Source organism: Streptomyces malaysiensis subsp. malaysiensis (assembly GCF_040653035.1).
In the GTDB taxonomy this organism is placed as follows: domain Bacteria; phylum Actinomycetota; class Actinomycetes; order Streptomycetales; family Streptomycetaceae; genus Streptomyces; species Streptomyces malaysiensis.
This window is the reverse complement of sequence record NZ_JBEZNG010000002.1, coordinates 142,292-159,330: the sequence shown is the minus strand read 5'-3', so window position 1 is coordinate 159,330 and position 17,039 is coordinate 142,292. Positions and strand designations below refer to the sequence as shown.

At 70.7% G+C, this 17,039-nt stretch carries 18 protein-coding genes and 1 pseudogene; 12 read left to right on the top strand and 7 right to left on the bottom strand.

The features are described from left to right. Positions 1-2 precede the first annotated feature (2 nt). The 3 genes from AB0E24_RS04905 to AB0E24_RS04895 form a co-directional block, all read right to left on the bottom strand. Positions 3-1,046 (bottom strand): ABC transporter substrate-binding protein, encoded by a 1,044-nt coding sequence (locus tag AB0E24_RS04905; protein WP_359374939.1) that lies wholly within the window; start codon positions 1,044-1,046, stop codon positions 3-5. A gap of 467 nt (positions 1,047-1,513) precedes the next feature. Continuing rightward, on the bottom strand, positions 1,514-2,386 hold the full coding sequence (locus AB0E24_RS04900; protein ID WP_069869501.1) for a substrate-binding domain-containing protein: 873 nt from the start codon (positions 2,384-2,386) through the stop codon (positions 1,514-1,516). Positions 2,387-2,781: 395 nt separating this feature from the next. Then, positions 2,782-3,696, bottom strand: a complete 915-nt coding sequence (locus tag AB0E24_RS04895) for an IclR family transcriptional regulator (protein ID WP_283888403.1) — start codon at positions 3,694-3,696, stop codon at positions 2,782-2,784. A gap of 498 nt (positions 3,697-4,194) precedes the next feature. Between AB0E24_RS04895 and AB0E24_RS04890 the strand changes: the two genes are divergently transcribed. Continuing rightward, on the top strand, positions 4,195-4,851 hold the full coding sequence (locus AB0E24_RS04890) for a DUF1707 SHOCT-like domain-containing protein (protein WP_359374938.1): 657 nt from the start codon (positions 4,195-4,197) through the stop codon (positions 4,849-4,851). A gap of 65 nt (positions 4,852-4,916) precedes the next feature. Continuing rightward, positions 4,917-5,153: pseudogene (locus AB0E24_RS04885) on the top strand (transposase); the annotation flags it as partial. Between the two features lie 392 nt (positions 5,154-5,545). On the opposite strand, the gene AB0E24_RS04880 reads toward AB0E24_RS04885, so the two are convergent. Continuing rightward, positions 5,546-5,923: a hypothetical protein gene (locus AB0E24_RS04880; protein WP_283888406.1), complete on the bottom strand. Its 378-nt coding sequence runs from the start codon at positions 5,921-5,923 to the stop codon at positions 5,546-5,548. A gap of 228 nt (positions 5,924-6,151) precedes the next feature. Here AB0E24_RS04880 and AB0E24_RS04875 point away from each other — a divergent pair, with 228 nt between their 5' ends. The 3 genes from AB0E24_RS04875 to AB0E24_RS04865 are packed head-to-tail and all read left to right on the top strand — an operon-like array spanning position 6,152 to position 7,265. Beyond that, on the top strand, positions 6,152-6,574 hold the full coding sequence (locus AB0E24_RS04875; RefSeq protein WP_093703541.1) for a hypothetical protein: 423 nt from the start codon (positions 6,152-6,154) through the stop codon (positions 6,572-6,574). Between the two features lie 26 nt (positions 6,575-6,600). Further along, entirely contained in the window at positions 6,601-6,945 is a 345-nt protein-coding gene (locus AB0E24_RS04870; protein ID WP_069869505.1) for a hypothetical protein, read from the top strand. Then, on the top strand, positions 6,942-7,265 hold the full coding sequence (locus AB0E24_RS04865; protein WP_359374937.1) for a hypothetical protein: 324 nt from the start codon (positions 6,942-6,944) through the stop codon (positions 7,263-7,265). Before AB0E24_RS04870 ends, AB0E24_RS04865 begins: the two co-directional genes overlap by 4 nt. Positions 7,266-7,953: 688 nt before the next feature. Here AB0E24_RS04865 and AB0E24_RS04860 read toward each other — a convergent pair. Continuing rightward, positions 7,954-8,085 (bottom strand): hypothetical protein, encoded by a 132-nt coding sequence (locus tag AB0E24_RS04860; protein WP_359375280.1) that lies wholly within the window; start codon positions 8,083-8,085, stop codon positions 7,954-7,956. A 196-nt stretch (positions 8,086-8,281) separates the two neighbouring features. On the opposite strand from AB0E24_RS04860, the gene AB0E24_RS04855 reads away from it, so the two are divergent. After that, a complete protein-coding gene (locus AB0E24_RS04855) occupies positions 8,282-8,701 on the top strand; it encodes a hypothetical protein (protein WP_359374936.1) in 420 nt (139 codons plus the stop codon). Between the two features lie 290 nt (positions 8,702-8,991). Further along, complete coding sequence (locus AB0E24_RS04850) at positions 8,992-9,534, top strand: DUF4232 domain-containing protein (RefSeq protein WP_359374935.1); 543 nt, start codon at positions 8,992-8,994, stop codon at positions 9,532-9,534. Positions 9,535-9,768: 234 nt separating this feature from the next. On the opposite strand, the gene AB0E24_RS04845 is transcribed toward AB0E24_RS04850, so the two are convergent. Continuing rightward, complete coding sequence (locus AB0E24_RS04845) at positions 9,769-10,338, bottom strand: TetR/AcrR family transcriptional regulator (protein WP_079255794.1); 570 nt, start codon at positions 10,336-10,338, stop codon at positions 9,769-9,771. Between the two features lie 86 nt (positions 10,339-10,424). On the opposite strand from AB0E24_RS04845, the gene AB0E24_RS04840 reads away from it, so the two are divergent. Next, positions 10,425-11,345 (top strand): NADP-dependent oxidoreductase, encoded by a 921-nt coding sequence (locus AB0E24_RS04840; protein WP_102933134.1) that lies wholly within the window; start codon positions 10,425-10,427, stop codon positions 11,343-11,345. A 272-nt stretch (positions 11,346-11,617) separates the two neighbouring features. On the opposite strand, the gene AB0E24_RS04835 is transcribed toward AB0E24_RS04840, so the two are convergent. Further along, complete coding sequence (locus tag AB0E24_RS04835; protein ID WP_359374934.1) at positions 11,618-12,679, bottom strand: Kelch repeat-containing protein; 1,062 nt, start codon at positions 12,677-12,679, stop codon at positions 11,618-11,620. A 363-nt stretch (positions 12,680-13,042) separates the two neighbouring features. Here AB0E24_RS04835 and AB0E24_RS04830 point away from each other — a divergent pair, with 363 nt between their 5' ends. From AB0E24_RS04830 to AB0E24_RS04815, 4 genes are all read left to right on the top strand, one after another. Continuing rightward, on the top strand, positions 13,043-13,990 hold the full coding sequence (locus tag AB0E24_RS04830; protein ID WP_079255792.1) for an ABC transporter ATP-binding protein: 948 nt from the start codon (positions 13,043-13,045) through the stop codon (positions 13,988-13,990). Further along, the gene (locus AB0E24_RS04825; protein ID WP_079255791.1) at positions 13,987-14,826 is read left to right on the top strand and encodes a hypothetical protein; all 840 of its coding nucleotides are present in this window, start codon (positions 13,987-13,989) and stop codon (positions 14,824-14,826) included. The genes AB0E24_RS04830 and AB0E24_RS04825 overlap by 4 nt, the downstream gene beginning before the upstream one ends. A 64-nt stretch (positions 14,827-14,890) precedes the next feature. Then, complete coding sequence (locus tag AB0E24_RS04820; RefSeq protein WP_069869643.1) at positions 14,891-16,150, top strand: sensor histidine kinase; 1,260 nt, start codon at positions 14,891-14,893, stop codon at positions 16,148-16,150. After that, positions 16,147-16,815, top strand: a complete 669-nt coding sequence (locus tag AB0E24_RS04815; protein WP_069869513.1) for a response regulator — start codon at positions 16,147-16,149, stop codon at positions 16,813-16,815. Before AB0E24_RS04820 ends, AB0E24_RS04815 begins: the two co-directional genes overlap by 4 nt. Positions 16,816-17,039 lie beyond the last annotated feature (224 nt).

Here is a 17,039-nt window from a genome sequence, read left to right as displayed (position 1 = left end):
CATCACCCCAGGTCGCGGTAGACGGTCTTGTCGGGCACGGCCTTGATCAAACCGACCTTGGCAGCGACGCGGAGCTGATCGCGCATGCTGCTGAAGGACGCTCCCGCCCACTCGGTGGGATAGATCCCGACGAGGCGTTCGGGCAGCAGCGCGATGGCCTTCTTCTCGGCCGCCGGGATGCCGTAGTACTGGTGCAGCTCGGCGAGGATTCCCGGCCGGTCGTGGATGTACTGGTGGGCCCTCAGACGCAGCTCCGCCAGGGCTGCCGCGGTCCGCTCGTTCCGTTCCACCCAGCCGCGTTTCGCTCCTTGTCCGTTGAGCAGGAGGTCGGCGTCCGAGCCGGAGCCGTGCCGCCACAGGTCGGTGACGGTGGTGAGCTGGCGTGCGCCCTTCGCGACGAGGCGGGTGGCGTTGGGTTCGATGGTGACGATGGCGTCCACGTCACCGCGTTCGAACAGGGAGAGCCCGGCGAGAACGGCACCGGGGTGGGCGTGGTACTCCCGCTCGAAGTCGATGCCGCCCACCGCGCAGGCGAGCTGGGTGGAGCGGTAGGCGTCGCTGTTCTTCGGCGGTGTGGCGATCTGCTTGCCACGCAGGTCCTCGATGCGGCGGTAGGGACTGTTCTCCGGAACCAGCCACCGCACGTGGTTGGCGAGGCTGGTGGAGAAGATCAGCACATCGGCGCCCGCGGCGAGGGAGACCGCTGCCCCGATGGGGCCCATGCTGGCCACGTCCAGTGCCCCGGAAAGCAGCTTGTTCTGCACATCGCCGGGGCCCGTGCCCGCGATATAGCTGAGCCGCAGGTCGCCGAGCAGATGGCGGCGCTCGCTTATCGGTCTGATGACCGCGCCCGCGGTACCGGCCTGGGTGTCCTCCACCCGGGCCGCAGCGCCGCTCCCGCCGCCCTGGGATTCCCCGCACGCCGCCAGCAGCGGCCCGAACCCAGCGGCGGCCAGGGCCGCTCCACCCGAACGTAGCAGCGTACGGCGGGTGGGGACCGCTCGGCCGGTGATGGCTCCGGACCCATGGACTTGACGGGCGGTCATCGCGGAGTCTCCCCGGGAGAGGTGCGGAGAGCGGGGGCGAGCGGGCCGCGCGGTGCGCGTGGGCACGGCCGGGGCAGGGCGCTGAGCATGAGGGTCTCCTCGGAGCGACATGAGACAAGGGGAGAGGAACGGACGGTGCCAGGCGACCGAGTGGCCCGACGCGCGTGGTTGGGGCGGCGGCGAAGGTGTACGGGACCGGGCCGCGCCGACGAACGGGGTGGCTGCCGTGGGCCCGTGCAGCGGTCACCTCGTGCGAATGGTCACCCGATCGGCGCGGCAGGCGGCGACCGGCGATCGTGCCGGGCCGGTACGGCGGGGGAAGGGGTGAGTGTTCGCTCAGGTCAGGACGAGCCCGGCGGGCCGCCCGCCGGTACACAGACCGCCGGCGAGGAAGCAGAGATCGAGGTGGTGGCGGCGGGTGAGCGCCACCGGATGCCGCATTTCGTCAGCCATGACCATCTCCTCGCCTACCGCAGGGCGAGCAGCGTGTCGTAGCCGCCGCGGCCGTCCGTGAGTTGCCAGGAATTCATCCACGCGTAGCTCTCCGTGAAGCGCTCCCGCGTGAGGGGCGTGGCATGGGTGAAGCGATGATATTCGGAGCGGAGCCGCTCTGGTGCGAGACGGCCCGCGGTTTCGTCGACGATGAGGTCGGCCCAGGCCGTGCGGTCGGCGTTGATGATGTCGACGGCCGCGTTGACCGCGGTCATGAAGGTGTCGAGCCGTTCACGGGGCAGATGCGGCGCCACCACCTGCACACCGCGGTAGAAGTAGCAGCCCAGCAGGTGTGCCCCGGATTCCAGCGCGAGGCTGAGGTAGGGCTCCATCAGCATCACGGCCCGCACGCCGCCGGTGGCGGCCGCGTCCAGACGCGCCGATGGAGGCCCGGTGTGCTCCAGCACGATCCGATCGCGGGGGACGGTGCCTTCGAGGAGGTGCAGGGCGGTGTAGTGGGAGCCGGTGAACTCGTTGACCCCGATGGGCACACCGCTCATGTCATGCGGTTCGTTCAGCTCCGGGTCGAAGCTGATCAGAGCCTGGGCGACGACGGCCGGGCGCAGATACCCGAGGTAACCGCCGCGCCGGTTGCGCTCCAGGCGGTCGATGCCACCCCACTCGCACAGATTGAACAGGTCGGCCCGCTCGGACTCGAAGAGCGCCTCCTTGCGGCGCGCGATCGGGTCGCGCGCCTCACGTTCCTGGGCCGGGGCGTTCTCCGCGAGGCGTACGTCGAGACCAGCCCGGTCGAAGAGCCCGTGCTCCACCGCGACGATCTCCGGGAGGTCGAAGACGGGGTGGTTACGGGATATGACGATCGCGGCATCGCTTTCCGCTGTTGCCATGACCGCCCCCTCTCCTGCCGTTCCATCCGCTGTACGGGCCATCGCCGGGTGTGCCCGAGCGGTTTCCTCAGCCGGGCTGTCGATGACAGTAGGCCAGCGGAACAGGGCCGTCAACGCGCTCATCTCGCGATGCGCGAAGCTCTTTCGCTCTGCGGGAAAGGTCATGTCCGCCTGAAGCGGGGCAAGTTGAGCTCGCTCCGGTGCTCATGGACGGGAATCCGCGATATATGCCGTACGGAAGCTGCAACATGCTCGCCACAAACGCCCTCGGTGCGCGGGCGGGATGCGCCATGGGCACGGCCCGGCCGGAGCCTCACGGATCGGTGCGGGTGGGGCTCACCGCGGCGGCGGGCCGACGACTGCCGTCGACGGAGCCACCGGAGCCGAGGAAGCCGTCAGAGCTGTCCCAGCGCCAGCGCGACCGGCAGACCGCGCAGACTGTCGGCGGCCGCTGTCACCCGGGCACCCAGCCCGTCCAGCCGGGCGTCGGCCATCCGTCCTGCCGGGCCTTGGATGTCCACCGCGAGTTGGACGTACGGGGACCCGCTGTCCACGGGCGCGGCCAGCCCGCGCAGCCCGCTGTCCTCGGCGCCGTCGAAGACGGCGTAGCCCCGGAACTGGGCGGCCAGCAGCCGCACCCGCAGCGCCCACTGCTCGGGCGCCGCAGACCATTCGGCGCTCCGGCCGTCGTGGGCGCCCCGGCCGTTGCAGTCGGCATCCCGGCTGCCGCGATCGGCGCCATCGCCGGGGCGGCTGCCGGTCCGGCCCTGGGTGAACGTCTGTGTGGTCATGCCCCGCGGCAGCGCCCGCCCCGCCCTCGGCGTAGCGTCGAAGGCCATCATGGCCAGGCCCATCGCCGACCCGGCCAGCGGCACGGACACCCCTGGCTCGCCCAGGTAGCGCAGCGGTTGTTCGGATTGGACGGAGACCAGCACCAGCACATTGTCACCGCGCCGCATGCCGATGCTCGCGGTCTCCCCGGTGCCGTCGGCCAGTTCCTTGAGGATCGCCGTCACCTCCGGCAGCCCGCTGGCCGCGAGCGATCTGCGGCCCAGCCGGAGCAGAACGGGACCGGGCAGGAACCGGTCACCCTCCCGGGACCGGCACAGCAGCCCCTCGGAGCAGAGCGTGCCGAGCAGCCGGTGCACGGTACTGACATTCAGCCCAGTGATCTTGGAGAGTTCGGTGAGGGTCACCCCGCTCGACGAACTGTCCACCACGGCGCCCAGCAACACCGCGGCCCGGGCGACCGACTGGACGCCGGAGGCGCGTGAGGTGCGCCCGTCGGCACCAGCGGAGGAAACACTCATGCCGGGACGGTAGCAAGACCCGAAGAAGCTGACCTCGGTGTGCGGAGATATGCGCTGTCCGGCGGCACGGGCCTGCGCGAGATCGAGACCTCGGTCGTCCGCCAGGTGCACGTTGAACACCGCTCCGCCCCGGCTGGTGTCCCGCCAGTACATCCAGACTTCGGGCGCAGGGTCTTGTCGATCAGCCGCTGCATCGTCGGCTGGAAGAGCCCGGGGCTCGAGGAGGGTCTCGCGGCGAGAGGCCCGTGGCAGGGGCTGGCCGCGGTGATCGAGAAGCTGGCTTGTGACCGCGTACGGTGGCGACCCGCGGATGCGGGCACACTCCGTGGCGCCCCGGGGCGGGGCTTTGCAGTATCCTCCGCGCCCACGCCCATTCGGTACGGACGGCACTGGAACGCGGAGTGCGTCCCCTGGTCCACGCTCGCGTGTCGGTTAGCCTTCAACTCGCGCCGCCGCCCGCGTCGCGCGGAGAGGCTTCGACAGGACCAGGACGGAAGCATGTCGGGAGAGATTTCGCCCACCGGGAAGCGCTCCGGCTCCGGCTCGTCGCCCGAGCTGCGAGCCTCTCATGCGGACCGGGACCGGGTGGTGGATGTGCTGCGTATCGCGGCGGGGGACGGTCTGCTGACCGCGGACGAGTTGGACGAGCGCCTGGAAGCTGCCCTGTCTGCGCGGACCGTCAGTGCGCTGGCCGAGCTGACCGCTGACCTGCCGGCCGTGTCCGTTTCGACCGGCACGGCCGTAGCGGAGATCAAGGACGTACTCCGGATCAACGGGGTTCACAGTGGTGCGGTCAAACGCGTGGGGCGCTGGGTGGTGCCGCGGAGGCTGGAGCTGGCCACGGCGTGGTGTGAGGTGACGCTCGACTTCACTCAGGCAGTGATCACGCAGGACACTTTGCAGATCGACATGAACATGGCGGGCAAGGGGCTGACGCTGATCACCAAGCCGGGCATCGTGGTCGATGCAGGTGCCCTGAGCCTGGTACACAGCAAGATCAAGAGTCGTCAGGCTCCAGACCACGGGACGCCGATCACACTGCGCGTGGAGCTGGTCGGCACGATGACGCACGGCCGCGTCGCGGTGCGGCCCCCACGTCGGACGTTCGGGCAGTGGCTGCTGCGCAGGCCCACGTTCCTTTCTGCGGGCGATTGACTCCATCGCTGTGAACGGTCGGCGGGGCGGTCGCTGAGGTCTCCCGGGCTGGGCGGCGCTCGGATATTGCGGGTGCGGCCGCCGCCGAAGTGAGCCAGACCTGCGCACTGTTCCAGCGAGTGGTGCCGGCGGCGCCGATCCGGCATCGAGGCGGCGGTCGGAGCCGGCATGGTGACCGGGAAGTGCTGGCTGCGATCGTGCTCGTGGCGGCGTCGGGCCGCACATGGCAGCAGCTGCCGTCCACCTCGTTCGGGCCGTCGGGAGCGACAGCCCACCGGCGCTTCGCCGAGTGGTCAAAGGCATGCCCCGGTTTACCGGATCCGGGCCTGTCGGCCCCTTCCTTTTCATGGCCCGCATGTTCACCGAGCCGACCGCGCGGCGGGACCGGAGCAGCCCGCCGTGGGCACCGAGCCCATCCAGAGCCGGGCGTTGGCCCTTCGCCCGCAGCCCGACCCTGGATTGTTCAGACCCGCTCCACGCCGGGCACCGCACGACCTGATCGGTCGCCTCGCTGTTCAGGAAGGCGAGCCCGGTCGTGACCGTCTCGGCGTAGTGACGGCGTCACCGAAGCTGAGCCCGCTTGCAGGCACGGCAGCAGAAATTCGCGTGGTGGCGGGCTGCGATGACCTGCGGCGTCTTCGCGGCAGCGGTGCACGCCCTGGCATGGGACGCGGCTCCGCGGTGCTCAAGGCGATCAGCTTCCGTGTCCGTCGCCGTAGGGCCAGGGTTTGTGCCAGCCCGGCGGCGGGTTGTGCCAGCCCAGTGGGGGCTTGTGCCCACCCGGCGGGGGCTTGTGTCCGTCGCCGTGGAACGGCGGCTTGTGCCCGCCCGATGGGGGCTTGGGGTGGCCCTCATGGCTGTTGGTGACGGGTTCGTACTCCGTGGGCTGGGCCGAGAAGAGCCCGAAGGTGACACCCGCCAGCGGTGTGATGGTCGTGGCCGTGTCGCGGTCAGCTCGCGCTCGTCGCCGACCGCGGTGTTCTCGGTGGTGGAAGAGCCGCGGCCCGGTGCGGGCGAGGGCGATGCCGTGTTCGCGGCAGGCGTCCTCAACCGCGTTTCGAGGCCCTCGCACCCTCGACTGGCGGATCTGCCTCGTTACTTCCGACGGACGAATGGCCGAGATGTCCAAAGCAGTCGATGAAGTCGCCCGTAGGCCCGGAACGCCGCAGTCCACCCTTGGACGGCGACCCTGATCGTTCGACTCCATCGGCTTGACCGGCGCACCGCTGACTTACCGGTTCGATCCGTAGTACCATTCAAATAGGTAGATCCGAGGGTGTCACGACAGGAGGGCCGTCGCATGCCGGCAGCAGGCGAGACGGAGCGCGCCCCGAACATCGCCAAGGACGTATGGGACGCCGCGGGCCACCGTGCCAAGAACGAAGGTCTACCTCTTATCTGGGTAGCGTCCCGAGCCCTCACCGACTACGCCGCCGGGACCCTCACACTGCCGCGCACCTCTCCGAATCCTGAGGCGCGCAACCGGCGGGGCCGCACCATCTTCACCGCTGATGCCGTATGGCACGCGGCCGACGAACGCCGCGTCAAGGACACGGTCCGGTCCATGTCCGCCCTTGTTGAGATCCTGCTGGACGCCTACGCCCGAGGTGAGGTCCACACCCACGTCCGCATGGTCACCACCGACCAGCGCGACGCCCTCGCCTTCGCCAGCACCCCTGACGGCCCCACGGGCACCACGAGTCCCACACTGGCCGTAGCCTGACCGCCACTACCAAAGGAACGCCGCTCATGACCGCCGCGCCGCTCGGCTCAGGGGCCGTGCCTCCCATGCCGGACAGGACGCCCAAAGCGCTCCGCGCCGCCATCGCCCAGCACGCGCCGCAACTCCTTGTCGACTTCGACCGGCACTGGCGTCGCGACATCGCCGACGCCTACGACCTCGCGCCGGTCCCCGCCTTCATGGCCCGCTGGTGGGGCGAATACGCCGTCTCCCGCGACCCTCGCCTGGAGGCGAAGGTGCACGGTCTGGAGGACGAGGCCGACCGGGAGCCCGACTACGACCGCGCCAAAGCCCTTATCGAGGAAGCCGGAAACCTTCGCCGCCAGGCAGCCAAGGCGGAACCCGGCCAGTGACCGACGGTTTCATGGGGCCGCCCTGGCAAGCGGACTGGACCAAGAAGGCCGAGGAAGACCGCGACGCTCTCCCCGCAGCCGCCCGCACCCTGGTCCACGCCGCCCGGGCCGAACTGATCACCGCCGCCGACCCGTATTTTCGGGGTATCGACACCGACCGGGACCTTCCGGCCGGGATGAGTGTGGAACCGGTCCAGTCCACCCGCCCCGGCGGTCAGCACGTCCTCTACTTCGACCACGGACGTGGCTGGCTGCGGTACCAATTCACCAGGCGGACCGCCGACCCTCAGCTCGTGGTCGAAGAGTGCTTCTGGCAGTGAGCCGATCCCACCGCTCGCTCCCCGGCGACGGGTCCGGTGAGAACCGAAGTCCGGCGGGCGGGCTTCTGCTGTCCGGCTCGTACCCGTGTGGAAGCCACCGAGCCGGGATCCCAGCTGGGCGGCTCGCGGGTGAGGAAGTCGCCGCGTTCGAGCGGCAGCAGCCGCTTGCCTGAGGGCGCGAGCGTGCCGGGCGCCTGGCAGCGGCGGCACGGGAAGGGGTGGCCGCGGGAAGGAGGGCCGCGTGTAATGCCCGGGGTTCGGTCGGCCTCGTGGCCCAGGCGGGCCCTGCCGTGGTCGGGTCGGCCGGGACTCGACCGGCCTGGCGAGACGGTCAGCTCTCGTAGCCGTAGAAGAGGGGTTCCGTCACGGCGCGGGCGCGGCGGGTCGTGCGGCGGTGGTCGTCCAGCATCTCGCCCACATGGCCCGGACCGCAGCCCAAGTGGTGGACGACCGCGGCCAGTTCGCGGGAGTCGCGTCCTCGTCCAGCCCATCGGCCGGATAGCGCAGAGGGTCGCGCAGCGCGCCGGGTATCTCGGCCGCGGGTGGCGCGTCGCGCGGGACGCGCGGCGTCGGCGGGGTGGCCGGGGCGCCGTCGCCGGTCGGCGGCGGCCAACTCACGATGGGCCGTACAGCCCCGCTGGCCGACCGCGCGCTTTCGAGCACGTCCGCCGCCGCTGTGCGGAACAGCTCACGCGGCCGCACCCCGCACCCCGCACCCCGCACCCCGCACCCCGCGCGCCGCCGCGACCGCCTGTTCGGCGCAGTCGGCGCGGCCGACGGCGGCGAGCACCTCCTGCTCCAGATGGGCCCGGCCGCGCACGTCGGCCGAGGATCCAAGGCTGGGTTCATGGCCCGATCACGCCCCCCGGGCGTCGATGCCCGTTCCTCCACCGGCATTCGATGAGAACACTTCCCCGCCCTGTTCTGCTCTCCTCGGGCGGTGACGCCGCCCTTCCCATCGGATATCCCGGCCGGTCGCTGCCTCAACGGCGGCTACGGCCGAGAAGGAGCAGGTAATGCGTACCTCTGCACGCCGCACCAGCCGTGTTCTCGTACTCGTCCTCGGCGCCGTAACAGCCCTGGCCGCTGTGTCCGGCAGCGCTTCGGCCGACGGTATGGACGCCCCGTACGCCCGCGCCGCCGCGAAGGTGGCCCAGGACGCCACGCTCCTCGCCGCCAAGAACGTCGCATCGGTCACCCGGGGCACTGGCACGACCTTCGCGGGCGTGTACTGCGTCAAGGTTTCGGACCTCAACGTCAGCGATGATCTGGCCGATGCGGCGATCGTCGCCACGCTCAGCAACTACCGGGGCGAGATCACCGCGATCGGCGCGCCGCATGCCTACTGCGGCAACGCTGCGGACACGATCACGATCGTGACCAGCGACAGCGGCGGCAACCCTGCGGACAGGCCATTCACCGTCGCCGTGCTCTAGCCTCGCTCCTTCGTCTTCGCCGAGGGCCCGGCTGGTGTCGGGCCCTCGGCTGTTTGTCACCTGCTGCCGTCCGGGGCCGGGGAGGTCGCGGGCCGTTGCGGTGTCGTTCCCGCGGCGCCGCGACGGCTCGTACCGCATGAGTTCTTGTGCGCGGCCGCAGTTGGGAGCCCGGTTGTCCGAAAAGGGCCCTCCGGCACACTGAACCTCCCCCGGGTATCGCACATCTTCAGATGCGTAGGCGCGCACCGACTTCGCGCGCCGATTCGTATGTGAGGGGAACCCGAAACTTCATGAAGAGCAAGCTGACCGCCGTGGCCCTTGCGGCCGTCGTCGTCGCCGGCACTGCCGCTACCGCCATCCCGGCCTCGGCCGCCACCGCCAAGGCCGCGCCGACCCGCTGTCACACCGCCGACCTGAAGGCCGGCTTCGCCATGGGGGATGACGCGAAGCCGGAGATGGAGCAGAGCGAGAAGCAGACCCAGGCGTACATCTGGTTCACCAACCAGAGCCGGCGCACCTGCACCCTGTCCGGCTTCGCCGGTGTCGACATGGTCGGCGCCCAGAAGACCGACGGCACCTGGTCGCTGGCGCGCTCCTCCGAGAAGCCCACAAAGATGACCCTGGAACAGGGGGACACGGTGGGCTTCAGCGTCAACCTGCTCCCGGTGGCCGGATCCACACCGCAGAAGGAGAAGTTCGTTCCGGCGAAGTTCCTGGTCACCCCGCCGGACGAGACGGAGCACTTCACCCTGAAGTGGCCGTTTGGCGGCCAGATCCTCAAGCAGGACGGCGCCACCCACCCGGGCACCTACCTCAACCCGGTCGGGCTGTAACCAACTGGGCGGCCGCTGAGTCGCCCATCAGCGTCGCAGGTGGCCACCGCAGCGATTCCCGGGGCGAGTTGAGGCCTCCGGGTGATGCGGTGGCCACATCCGGCACATGGCACGCCCGGCCTTCTCGCCGGGGCCCGGAGGTTGTGTTTCCCGCACCAGATCTCCTAAGGCCCCGTGGGCAAACCGCGACGACCTCCAGCAGCCATCTCCAGCCTGGTCAAGGCCGTCACCGCGTCAGCAGAAGGCCGTAGATGCTCGCACCTCGTCGAGTGCTTGTCGTGCGATCTCGCTGAAGTCGTCCTCGGCGGCCGTCCGGCTCCAGCGTTCGAAGGCGATCGTGGAGGCCAGCGCGCCGAGCTCCGCGGCCACGCGAGCGGTCAGGTCGGCGACGCCGCGCCGTTTGAGCGCATCGGCCATCGATGCGATGAGGGCGAGGTTCTTCAGCGCTTCACGCTCTTGAAGCTCGGGGTTGGCGGCGATCACCGCCTGTCTGCGGGCGATGAATTCACGGCGTGCGGGCGTGAAGACTTCTCCGCCGGCCGCGTCCAGCGCGTGAGCGACCGCCTCGAGCGGGCCGGCGGTTGCCGGTGCCGCGGCGATCGCCTCGGCGAGCAGTGCGTTCATCGTGCCACCGCCGAAGAGCACTTCCCGCTTGTCCTGGAAGTGCCGGAAGAAGGTGCTCTTCCCCAGTCCCGCGCGCTGCGCGATGTCGATCACCGTCGTGTTCTCGTAACCCCGCTCGGCGAATAGCTCAAGGGCGGCGTGAGCGAGCCGTTCTGCCGCGTTCGGTTCCCAGCGAGCCATGGACACAGTGTACGGGACTCGGTCCCGTCACTCATGTTACGGTGATGGAACCAAGTCCCGTCACTCGTTCTGTGAGGAGTCTGCCAGTGGGCCGAGCTGTGATCTACGAGACGTTCGGAGGCCCCGAAGTGCTGGAGCTACGGGAGGTTCCCGAGCCGCACGCCGGCCCGGGGGAGGTCCGCGTGCGCGTGACGGCCGCCGGACTGAATCCGATGGACTGGAGTATCGCCTCGCGACCAGAGGCGGCGGCGCGATTCGGCATCACCGTGCCGTCCGGCTTCGGGTCCGACCTCGCCGGCGTGATCGACGAGGTCGGCGACGGAGCCACGGGCTTCGCCGTGGGCGACCGCGTCTACGGTGGAGCCCTGGGTAGGGCGGTAGCGGACTTCGTGGTGGTCAAGCCCGCTGTCGATGCGCTGTGGCATACGCCGGAGGGGATCAGCGACGAGGTGGCGAGCACGCTTCCGGTGGCCGGCCTCACCGCTGCCGCCGCCCTGGCAGCGATCGGCCTGCGGTCCGGCGACACCGTCCTGGTCGGGGGAGCGGCCGGCGGAGTTGGTGTGTTCGCCGTGCAGCTCGCCAGGCTCGCCGGCGCCACCGTGATCGGCACCGCCTCGCCGGGCACGTTCGAGTTCCTGCGGCAGCTGGGCGCCGAGCCGCTGGCCTACGGCCCCGGGCTGGCGAACCGGGTCCGGGCACTGGCGCCAGGCGGGGTGACCGCCGCGACCGACCTGTTCGGCACGGAGACGGCCGAGGCCGCGCTGGCGCTCGGCGTGGCGCCCGAGCGGATCTCCACGGTCGCCGCGGGCCCCAACCCTCCCGGCGGCGTACGCGCCACCGGCGCCATCGACGCGGCGACGGACGTCCCGGAGCAGATCACCGACGCGATCCTCGCCGGCAAGCTCACCGTCCCCATCGCCGCGGCCTTCCCGGTCGAGAAGATCCGCGACGCGGTGACGCTCCAGGCCGGACGCCACGTCCACGGCAAAGTCGTGGTCACGCTGTGACCCCACCCGAAAGACCTCACGTGGGCTCCTGATGAGCCGCTCCATGCCGCACCGCGCCTGTGCGAGCACAGGCGCTCCACCTTCGTCGTCGGGGTCACGGCCGAAGGCGCCGAGGGCCACCGGCCCCTCGCCGAGGAACCGGCCGATGTAGCGGACCGTGCGGATCCGCGCCGCCAGCCCAAGCCGCTGGAGCAATAGCGTGTTGACGCTTCAGGCCCGTCCGTGGGTTGTCCGGTCACCTGGCGGTGGCCGTTCCGGTGTGTCGGCTGCTGTCAGTGGCGCAAGGACAGCGCGAAGGTGTCGGTGCTGGCTCCTCCTCCGCAGCTGGGGGAGCCGCCGACGAAATAGGCTCGGCCGTCCAGGTGCGCGGCGCCGAAACCGTGCCTGCTGCCCGGCAGTGCGGTGAGGCTCCTCCAGCGATCGACGCGCGGGTCGTAGAGGGTGACGTCGTCGAAGGTCTCGGTGCTGCTGCCGGGCCGGCATTCCCCGCCCGCGTAAACGACGCACCCGTCCATGACGACGGCAGCGCCCGCGGATCGGGCCACGGGCAGAGGCGCGGCGCGCAGCCAGCGCCGGGTGAGGGTGTCGAAGACGTCGTGCCGGGTGAGGTTGTCACCGACGTCCTCCACGCGTCCGCCCACGACGTGGACGCTGCTGCCGAGCACCGCCGTGCCGGCGTGATCGCGGGCCTCGCCCGGCAGCGGCGGGGCCTGGCGGTAGGAGCCTGTGTCCGGTTCGAAGACATGGTGGGCCGACACGGTGCCGAACCCCAGTGACACGGGCGACCCCTCAGGTGTGACGACGCGGTGGGAATCGCGCCCGCCCATCAGATGCAGCCGTCCGTGTACGGCGGCGACCGCGATGGATCCGAGGGCGGTCGGCATGTCCGGCAACCGGCGCCAACGGTCTTCACATGGGTCGTAGACGTAGGCGTCCGGCTGCGGATTCAAGTGCACGGCGTCGGTGAATCCCCCGAACGCGTACAGGAGTCCGCCCGACGCGGCCACACCCACATGCGTGAGCGGCTTGGGCAGGGGAGCGTGGACCGACCACCGATCGCGTCGGGGATCGTAGCTGTGGACCGCCGTCGATGCCCAGACGGGGTTGGCTTCCCCCTCCTGCACGGTGCCGCCCACGACGAACAGCCGCCCGGCGAGGGCGGCCGTGCCTACCTCCGCCCGCTTGACCGGCAGCGGCGCCCGCGGCTGCCAACGCCCACTCGCGCGCCCGGAGGGCGATCCTGGCCGGGCAGCGGCTGAACCAGCGGTGCTGGACAACGCCGTGGCCCCGCCCGCGCCGGCCAGCACAGCCGCGACGAAGCGACGTCGTCGCATGCCGGGATCCTTCATCATTCAACTCCATTTCCGAAGAACGAGGAGCGCGCCAACCGGGCGCCACCTGCGTGAAGAAAAGTGCACCAGCCGGCCGCGGAGGCTGTCCAAGACCTCTTCGGGTGCCGCGATACCCGCCGGGTATCGTGCGGGAACGGCCCGCGCCTGCCGGCAGCGCGCGTGCTTCCTTCTCCAGGACCGCGCCGGAGGTTCCATCGATCCCCGGACCCGTAGTACCGCGGTACGACCCGCCAGGTGCGGATCAATCCCCGGTACGACCGAACCGGTGCGAATCGGAACCTAGCGTGGTCGGTGAGGCGTCAGGGACGAGGGACGGGCGCCGGTCTCCGACAGGAAGAAACGCGAATGATCGACGCACAGCGGCTGACCAAGAGATACGGCGAGAAGACGGCGGTCGACCGGCTGGACTTCGCCGTCAGGCCGGGCACGGTGACCGGCTTCCTGGGGCCCAACGGCGCGGGGAAGTCCACGACCATGCGGATGATCGTCGGGCTCGACGCGCCGACCAGCGGCTCCGTCAGGGTCAACGGCCACCACTACGCCCGGCACACGGCACCGCTCCAGGAAGTCGGCGCCCTTCTGGAGGCGAAGTCGATCCACCCGGGCCGCTCGGCCCACAACCATCTGAAGGCGCTGGCGCTGACGCACGGGATTCCGCGTCGCCGGGTCGACGAGGTCATCGACCTCGCGGGGCTCGGCAGTGTGGCGAAGAAGCGGGCCGGTGCCTTCTCGCTCGGCATGGGGCAGCGGCTCGGTATCGCGGCGGCGCTGCTGGGCGATCCGCAGACGGTGATGCTGGACGAGCCGGTCAACGGACTCGACCCGGAGGGCGTGCTCTGGATTCGCAATCTGCTCAAGGGACTCGCAGAGGAGGGCCGGACCGTGTTCGTCTCGTCCCATCTGATGAGCGAGATGGCCCTGGTGGCGGACCATCTCATCATCGTGGGGCGTGGCCGGCTGCTGGCCGACACCACCGTGGGTGACCTCGTCCGCGAGGCGGGCGGCGACACGGTGCGGGTGGCCACGCAGGACCCGGCCCGGCTGCGGGAGGTGTTGGCCGGTCCTGGTGTCGACATCACAGGCCGTGCCGGCTCGGAGGAGCTTCAGATAACCGGGCTGAGCGCCCGCGAGATCGGCCTGAAGGCGGCAGAGCACGGGATCGCGCTGTTCGAGCTCAGTGCGCGGACGGTGTCGTTGGAGGAGGCGTTCATGAACCTGACCAGAGACGCCGTGGAGTACCACGGCTCCACGACCGGCATCGACACCCTCGCGGCCGACGGGAGAGCGGCATGAGTACCCTGACCGCGCCCATCGAGGCGCCCCCGGCCGGCCCAGGCCGTCCCGCCTACCGGGTGACGGGGAAGCGCGTGCTGTCCTCGGAGTGGGCCAAGCTGTGGTCGCTGCGCTCCACGTGGATCACCCTGGGCCTGGGCCTGCTCTTCCTCGTCGCCTTCGGGCTGATCGCCTCAAGCCGCTACAAGTCGGGGATCGGCTCCGGTCATATGGACCCGGACTTCGCCGACTCGACAGCCGTGAGCCTGTCCCTCTTCGGTACCAACTTCGCCCAGCTGGCCCTGGGCGTGCTCGGCGTGCTGGTCATGGCGGGGGAGTACTCCACCGGCATGATCCGCTCGACGATGGCGGCCGTACCGCGTCGGCTGCCCGTGCTGTGGGCCAAGGCGGCCGTGTTCGGGCTGGTCACGCTGGTGGTCGGCACCCTCGGCGCATTCATCACCTTCGGATTCGGCAGTGGCATCGTCTCCGGCACCCCCGCCGCCATGAGCCTGACGCACGCGGGGGTCGTACGGAGCCTGCTGGGCGCCGGGCTCTACCTCGGCCTGGTCGGCGTGATCGGCACCGCGCTGGGCGCGCTGCTGCGGTCGGTGGCCGGCGGTATCTCGGTGCTCGTCGGCGCTCTGATGCTGATTCCGGGGCTCGTCTCCCTGCTGCCCAGCTCCTGGAGGGGCGACATCAGCCCCTACCTGCCGAGCAACGCGGGCGCGTCGATGTTCGCCCTGACCCATGACAGCACCACCCTGTCGCCCACCGCCGGGCTGCTGGTCTTCCTCGGCTGGACGGCGCTGGCGCTGGCGGGGGCGGCGTACCGGCTGGTGCGCCGCGACGTCTGACCGCCTGCACCATGGGCAGGTGACCTCCTTGACGACGACCACGTCCGCCGGCGACATCGGCGGCATGGGACCGCTGGCCGCCCGGCTCTCCCGTGGCGGCCAGCGGCTGCGGCAGGCGGACCAGGCACATCCATGGGTGCTGGACACCGCGGTGGTGGTGCTGGTCTTCCTCATGTTCTGCCTGCCGGACCTGCTGCACGGGGGCGCCGGGGACGGCGACGGCCCACGCCGGTTCCGGCTCGCCTTCACCCGGCTTCCCCTTCCGGCCATGCTGCTCGTTCAGGCGGGCCTGGTGCTGCCGCTGCTGTGGCGCCGGCGCCGGCCCATGGTGGCCTTCGGAGCCATCGCGGCCGTGTTCGTCGCGCAGTGGTCGCTGGGTGCCGCGCTGCGCGCGGACGTCGCTCTCTTCGTCGCTTTCTACAGCCTCGCCCTGCACGGGCGGCTACGGCAGCTGCCGTGGGCCTGCGCGATCATGGCGACGGGGATGGCCCTGGTCGCCGCACGCGTATCGGCGGCGGTGTCCGTCTGGGACGCGCTGTTCTTCCTGCTGAGCACGGCGACGGCGGCCCTCGCCGTCGGCCTGATGATCAGGACTCGGCGGGCCCAGCTCGCCGGGCTGCGGGAGCGAGCGGCCCGCCTGGAGATCGAACGCGACCAGCGCAGCAGACTCGCGGCCGCCACCGAGCGCGCCCGGGTGGCCCGCGAGATGCACGACATCGTCGGCCACAACCTGGCCGTCATCATCACCCTCGCCGACGCCGGCGCGTACGCCACCGACGCGGCTCCCGAACGCGGCAAAGAGGCCCTGCACCTCATCGGCGACACCGGTCGCACGGCCCTCGGTGAGCTACGGCGGGTACTCGGCGTTCTGCGGGAGGCGTCGGACGGGGCCGTCAGGGCGCCTGAACTCAGTCCGCAGCCAGGTCTCGCGGACATCGAGACGCTGTGCGACGGAGTGCGCACCGCCGGCCTGGACGTGGTCTACCGGACCGTCGGCGACGTGGACGCCCTCGATCGCGGGATGCAGCTGGCCGTCTACCGCATCGTCCAGGAAGCCCTCACCAACACCCTGAAACACGCCGGCGCCGGCACAGCGGTGAAACTGTCCGTCATCGTCGAGGACGTCCGGCTGGTCATCCGGGTCCGCGACGACGGTCCGGCCGGACCTCCCGGACCATGGAACGAGGAAGGACACGGACTGGTGGGCATGCGAGAACGAGCGGCGCTCTACGGAGGCGACGTCAGCGCCGGACCCGCGGCCGGCGGCGGATGGGCGGTGGAAGCCACCCTGGATCTGACACCCCAGGCGGGCGGCGCGCGATGACCACGGTGCTCGTGGTGGACGACCAGCCGCTCCAGCGCTACGGCTTCCGGGTGCTGCTCGACTCCATCCCCGAGACGGAGGTGGTCGGCGAGGCCGCGCACGGCGCCGAGGCCGTCCGCAAGACCGCCGAGCTGCGTCCCGACGTCGTCCTCATGGACGTACGCATGCCCGGTATGGACGGCATCGAGGCCACCCGCCGCATCGTGGAGTCGGGCGGCCGCTCCCGCGTCCTCGTACTGACCACCTTCGACCTCGACGAATACGCGCACGCCGCCCTCCGGGCCGGAGCCAGCGGCTTCCTCCTGAAAGACGCGCGCCCCGAGGAACTCCTCGCCGGCATCCGCGCCGTCGCCGGCGGCGACGCCGTCATCGCACCGGCCCTCACCCGCCGCATCCTGGACGAGTACGCCCAGCACGTACCAGCCGACCGGAGCGACCCGAGCGAGGACCCGCGGCTGGCGTCCCTCACCGACCGCGAGCGCGAGATCCTCGTCGCCATCGGCAAGGGCTGGAACAACGGCGAGATCGCCGCCCGCTTCGTCGTCTCCGAGTCCACCGTGAAGACGCACGTGGGCCGCGTCCTCGCCAAGATCGGCGCCCGCGACCGCATCCAGGCCGTGATCTTCGCCTACGACCTCGGCCTCGCCCGCCCCGGTGCTGGGTGAACTCCGGTGGGGCCCGGTCTCGGCCGGGACGAGAGGGGCTACCTCTGGTCTTGCGGAGTGCTTCGCCTTTCAGGGCGCGGGGAGTTCTCGATGTACTGGTGTAAGACGGTAGCCGGGACTTCTTGTAGGAGGGCTGCGACTCCGATGCCGCGGAGGCCGTGGCGCCAACCTCATGAGACGGCACAGCTGGGTGAGACTCAGATCGCCTGACCTGAGCGGGAGTT